The sequence below is a fragment of the Streptomyces sp. NPDC057010 genome (assembly GCF_042673805.1).
GTDB lineage: Bacteria > Actinomycetota > Actinomycetes > Streptomycetales > Streptomycetaceae > Streptomyces.
Genome location: NZ_JBHUSC010000089.1, coordinates 1 through 5,539 on the forward strand (window position 1 = coordinate 1; position 5,539 = coordinate 5,539).

Genomic DNA, 5,539 nt, shown 5'->3' on the forward strand with positions numbered 1-5,539 from the left:
CCACTCGGTGTCCGGCCCCGGCCGACGGCTCGACCCCGCAGGGTCACTTCTTGCGGCGGCGCCCGCCGGAGGCCTTGGCGGCCTTGCGCCGCTCGGCCCGCGTCATGCCGTCCCCGTCACCGGCGGCCGCGTCCGAGTCGAAGTCGCCCTCGACGACCCCGCCCTCGCCGTCCACCGTGGGGGCGGAGAAGTGCAGCCGGTCCGGCCGCTGCGGGGCGTCCAGCCCCTTCGCCCGGATCTCCGGCCGGCCCGCGCCCACCGGCTCCTTCGTCAGCGACGGCGCCGCGTCCTGCACCGGAAGCTCCTCGACCTGCTGCTCGACCTGGACCTCCAGGTTGAACAGGTAGCCGACGGACTCCTCCTTGATGCCCTCCTGCATGGCGTTGAACATGTCGAAGCCCTCGCGCTGGTACTCGACCAGCGGGTCCTTCTGGGCCATCGCCCGCAGGCCGATGCCCTCCTGCAGGTAGTCCATCTCGTACAGGTGCTCGCGCCACTTGCGGTCGAGCACCGACAGCACCACGCGCCGCTCCAGCTCACGCATGATGTCCGAGCCCAGCGTCTTCTCGCGCGCCGCGTACTGCTCGTGGATGTCGTCCTTGATGGACTCCGCGATGAACTCGGCGGTGATGCCCGCGCGGTCCCCGGCGGCCTCCTCCAGCTCCTCGATGGTGACCTTCACCGGGTAGAGCTGCTTGAAGGCGCCCCACAGCCGCTCCAGGTCCCACTCCTCGGCGAAGCCCTCGACCGTCTCGGCGGCGATGTACGCGTCGATGGTGTCGTCCATCATGTGGCGCACCTGCTCCTGCAGGTCCTCGCCCTCCAGGACGCGCCGGCGCTCGCTGTAGATGACCTCGCGCTGGTTGTTGAGGACCTCGTCGTACTTCAGGACGTTCTTGCGCGTCTCGAAGTTCTGGGTCTCGACCTGCGACTGGGCCGACGCGATCGCGCGCGTCACCATCTTGTTCTCGATCGGCACGTCGTCCGGCACGTTGGCCATCGCCATGACGCGCTCGACCATCTGCGCCTTGAACAGGCGCATGAGGTCGTCGCCCAGCGACAGGTAGAAGCGGGACTCGCCCGGGTCGCCCTGTCGGCCGGAGCGGCCGCGCAGCTGGTTGTCGATACGGCGCGACTCGTGCCGCTCGGTGCCCAGCACGTAGAGCCCGCCGAGCTCCTTGACGTCCTCGAACTCCGCCTTCACGGCCGCCTCGGCCCTGGTGAGCGCCTCGGGCAGGGCGTGCGCCCACTCCTCGATGTGCTCCTCCGGGTCCAGGCCGCGCTGGCGCAGCTCGGCCTCGGCGAGGTCGTCCGGGTTGCCGCCGAGCTTGATGTCGGTACCGCGGCCGGCCATGTTCGTGGCGACGGTGACGGCGCCCCGGCGGCCGGCCTGGGCGACGATCGTGGCCTCACGGTCGTGCTGCTTGGCGTTGAGGACCTCGTGCGGGATGCCGCGCTTGGAGAGCTGCTGGGAGAGGTACTCGGACTTCTCGACCGACGTCGTACCGACGAGGATCGGCTGGCCCTTCTCGTGCTTCTCCGCGATGTCGTCGACGACGGCGGCGAACTTCGCGACCTCGGTCCGGTAGATCAGGTCCGGCTGGTCCTTGCGGACCATGTCGCGGTTGGTCGGGATCGGGACGACACCGAGCTTGTAGATCTGGTGGAACTCGGCGGCCTCGGTCATGGCCGTACCGGTCATGCCCGACAGCTTCGAGTACAGGCGGAAGAAGTTCTGGAGGGTGATCGTGGCGAGGGTCTGGTTCTCGTCCTTGATGTCCACCCCTTCCTTCGCCTCGATCGCCTGGTGCATGCCCTCGTTGTAGCGGCGGCCGGCGAGGATACGGCCGGTGTGCTCGTCGACGATCATGACTTCGCCGTCGAGGACGACGTAGTCCTTGTCCTTCTTGAACAGTTCCTTCGCCTTGATGGCGTTGTTGAGGTAGCCGACGAGCGGGGTGTTCACCGACTCGTACAGGTTCTCGATGCCGAGCCAGTCCTCGACCTTGGCGACACCGGCCTCGTGGATGGCGACGGTCCGCTTCTTCTCGTCGACCTCGTAGTCGCCGGTCTCCTCGATGCCCTTCAGCGGCTGGCCGGCCTCGCCCTTGGTCAGGCGGGTCACCAGCTTCGCGAAGTCGCCGTACCACTTCGTGGCCTGGTCGGCGGGGCCGGAGATGATCAGCGGGGTGCGGGCCTCGTCGACGAGGATCGAGTCGACCTCGTCGACCACGGCGAAGTTGTGGCCGCGCTGGACCAGCTCGTCCTTCGACCACGCCATGTTGTCGCGCAGGTAGTCGAAGCCGAACTCGTTGTTCGTGCCGTAGGTGATGTCGCAGCCGTACTGCTCGCGGCGCTGCGCCGGCGACATGTTCGCCAGGATGCAGCCGACCTCCAGGCCGAGGAACTTGTGCACCCGGCCCATCAGCTCGGAGTCGCGCTCGGCGAGGTAGTCGTTCACCGTGATCAGGTGGACGCCCTTGCCGGACAGCGCGTTCAGGTACGCGGGCAGCGTGCCGACGAGGGTCTTGCCCTCACCGGTCTTCATCTCGGCCACGTAGCCGAGGTGCAGCGCCGCGCCACCCATGATCTGGACGTCGTAGTGCCGCTGGCCGAGGACGCGCTTGGCGGCCTCGCGAACGGTCGCGAAGGCCTCCGGCAGCAGGTCGTCCAGGCTCTCGCCGTCCTGGTAACGCTGCTTGTACTCGTCCGTGAGCGCCCGCAACTCGGCGTCGGAGAGGTTGACGAAGTCCTCTTCGATGGAGTTGACCTGGTCCGCGATGCGGTGCAGTTTGCGCAGGATCTTGCCTTCGCCTGCACGCATGAGCTTGTTGAAGACGGACACCGAGGTTTGTCTCCTTGCCGGTCGGGCCTGGGCACTGTTCGTACACGGGCACGGCAGGTGGGCCCCACCGCAACGGCCATCGTAAGCGAGGACGTGGTCGCGTCGGGAGGTCCGCCGTAGCCGCGAGGGCGCGGGTGCCCGTATTGAGAACGTACGGGGGACCGGATAGGTGCCGCATTTCCCCAAAACCGTTCGCCCGGGGTGTCGGCCCGGCACGAGAATTCGTTCATGGAGCCGATCACACTTCGCACCGCCCGGCTGGAATTGCGGCCTTTCGGCCCCTCCGACGAGGACGAGGTCTACGCCGCCGTGCAGGACCCGGACATCCAGCGCTGGACGATGGTCCCGTCCCCTTACGGGCGCGCGGACGCACACGGGTTCGTGTCCGAGTTCGCCCCGAACGGCTGGCGCGAGGACACGGCCTACCCCTTCGCCGTGCGCCTGGGCACCGGCGGCCCGCTGGTCGCCGCCGTCGGCGTCCACGTCCACGCCGGCCCGGCGTACGAGATCGGCTACTGGGCGGTCCGCGAGCACCGCGGCAAGGGCTACGTCCCCGAAGCCGTCGAAGCCGTGGCCCGCTGGGCCTTCACCGAGCTGGGCGCCGCCCGCCTGGAATGGCGCGCCGAAGCCGGCAACGACCCCTCCCGCACGGTCGCCGAGAAGACCGGATTCCGCTTCGAGGGCCTCCTGCGCGCCGGCCTCCTGCGCAACGGCACCGCCCGCGACTGCTGGGTCGGCGCCCTGCTCCCCTCGGACCTGGGCCTGCCCTCCCGGCTGCCCTACCTGCCGCCGCCCTCCGCGTAGGGCCCGGGCACAATCGCCGTTCATGGAGTCGATCACCCTGAACACCGAACGCCTCGTACTGCGTCCTCACACCCCCGAGGACACGGCCGAGGTGCACGCCGCCTGCCAGGACCCCGAGATCCAGCGGTGGCTGCCCGTACCCCTCCCGTACGGGCCGGCGGAGGCGGCGGCCTTCGTCACGGAGACCGTTCCGCGCGGCTGGCGCGAGGACACCGAGTTCAACTTCGCGGCCCGGCTCGGGGCGGACGGGCCCCTGGTCGCCACCCTGGCCGTGGTCCCGCGCGGCACGCACGCCCACGAGGTCGGCTACTGGTCCGTCGCCGAGCACCGCGGCCGCGGCTACATGACCGAGGCCCTGCGGGCCGTGGCCCACTGGGCCTTCACCGAGGCGGGCTGTGTCCGGCTGATCTGGCGCGCCGGCATCGGGAACACCGCCTCCCGCGCCGTCGCCGAGAAGGCCGGCTTCCTCATGGAGGGGGTCCAGCGCGCCGGCATGGACCACAGGGGCACCCTGGGCGACTGCTGGGTCGGCGCCCTGCTCCCCTCGGACCTGGGCCTGCCCTCCCGGCTGCCGTACCTGCCCGCTGTCAGCGCCACCCCCTAGGCTCCGGCACATGACCATGATCTCGTTGTCCGCCGATGAGGCCCGCCGGATCGCCCTGCGCGCGCAGGGGTTCCTCGGAGCGCCCGACCGCCGGGGCGGGGTCCGGGGGGTGCTGCGCCACCTGGGCGCCGTACAGCTGGACACCATCTCCGTCCTGGCCCGCTCGCACGAGCTCATCCCGTACGCACGGCTGGGCGCGGTGGGCCGCGACACCGTGGAGAAGGCCTATTGGTCGGACCGGCACGCCTTCGAGTACTGGTCGCACGCGGCCTGCATCCTGCCCATCGAGGAATGGCCGCATTTCGCCTTCCGGCGCCGCGCCCGCCGGGCGCGCGGCCACGGCTGGCACCGGCTCAAGGACAAGGAGGGCTCGACGCGGGCGGTCCTGGACCGGCTCAAGGCCGACGGCCCGCTGACCTCCACCGAGCTGGGCGGCGCCAAGAACGGCGGCGAATGGTGGGACTGGTCCGAGACCAAGATCGCGGTGGAGTGGCTGCTCGACACCGGTGAGGTGGTGTGCAGCGAGCGCCGCAGCTGGAAGCGGGTCTACGACCTGGCCGAGCGGGCCGTGCCCGACGCGCTGCTCCACGACGACCTCGACGACCGCGAGTGCCAGCGCCGCCTCGTCGCACTGGCCGGACGGTCGCTGGGCGTCGGCACCCGTACGGACATCGCCGACTACCACCGCCTCAGGGGCGATCAGTTCGACGCGGTCATCGCGGACTCCGGGCTCATCCCGGTCGAGGTCGAGGGCTGGTCCAAGCCCGCCTGGGCGGACCCGGCGGCGCTCGCGACACCTCCCCGGGGCCGCCACCGCACGACGCTGCTGTCCCCCTTCGACTCGCTGATCTGGGAGCGCCCCCGCACCGAGCGGATCTTCGGCTTCACGCACCGCCTGGAGGCGTACGTCCCCAAGCCGAAGCGGATACACGGCTACTTCGCGATGCCGCTGCTGGCGGGCGGCCTGCTCCAGGGCCGCGTCGACCCGGCCCGCGAGGGCACCACCCTGGTGGCCCGCCAGCTCTCCCTGACCTCCCCGAAGGCAGCCCCCGCCATGGCGCAGGCGCTCCGGGAGGCTGCGGAGTGGGTCGGCTGCGACGCGATCCGTGTCGACCGCGCCAGTTCTCCCGCGGAGGCAGCAGCCGTGACGTCGGAACTCGCCGCCCTCTAGGTTCCGGGGTGCGGGGCGGGGCCCCCGGCCCCGACCCGTTCGCCAGGTTATTATACCCCCACGCCGAAACCACCGGATCCATCCCGGTAAGAACCGGCTCGTAATGCCGAATGTT

At 70.4% G+C, this 5,539-nt stretch carries 4 protein-coding genes; 3 read left to right on the forward strand and 1 reads right to left on the reverse strand.

Going from position 1 to position 5,539, the window contains the following annotated elements:
- Positions 1-43 precede the first annotated feature (43 nt).
- Positions 44-2,845 carry a preprotein translocase subunit SecA gene (gene secA, locus ACFTXQ_RS35215; RefSeq protein WP_382649343.1) on the reverse strand — a complete coding sequence of 934 codons (2,802 nt, stop codon included), beginning with the start codon at positions 2,843-2,845 and terminating at the stop codon, positions 44-46.
- Between the two features lie 228 nt (positions 2,846-3,073).
- Here secA and ACFTXQ_RS35220 point away from each other — a divergent pair, with 228 nt between their 5' ends.
- From ACFTXQ_RS35220 to ACFTXQ_RS35230, 3 genes are read left to right on the forward strand one after another with little or no spacing between them, the layout of a single operon-like run.
- The gene (locus ACFTXQ_RS35220; protein ID WP_382649346.1) at positions 3,074-3,649 is read left to right on the forward strand and encodes a GNAT family N-acetyltransferase; all 576 of its coding nucleotides are present in this window, start codon (positions 3,074-3,076) and stop codon (positions 3,647-3,649) included.
- Positions 3,650-3,671: 22 nt separating this feature from the next.
- The gene (locus ACFTXQ_RS35225) at positions 3,672-4,253 is read left to right on the forward strand and encodes a GNAT family N-acetyltransferase (RefSeq protein ID WP_382649349.1); all 582 of its coding nucleotides are present in this window, start codon (positions 3,672-3,674) and stop codon (positions 4,251-4,253) included.
- A gap of 16 nt (positions 4,254-4,269) precedes the next feature.
- Positions 4,270-5,424: a winged helix-turn-helix domain-containing protein gene (locus ACFTXQ_RS35230; protein ID WP_382649370.1), complete on the forward strand. Its 1,155-nt coding sequence runs from the start codon at positions 4,270-4,272 to the stop codon at positions 5,422-5,424.
- Positions 5,425-5,539: the final 115 nt, after the last annotated feature.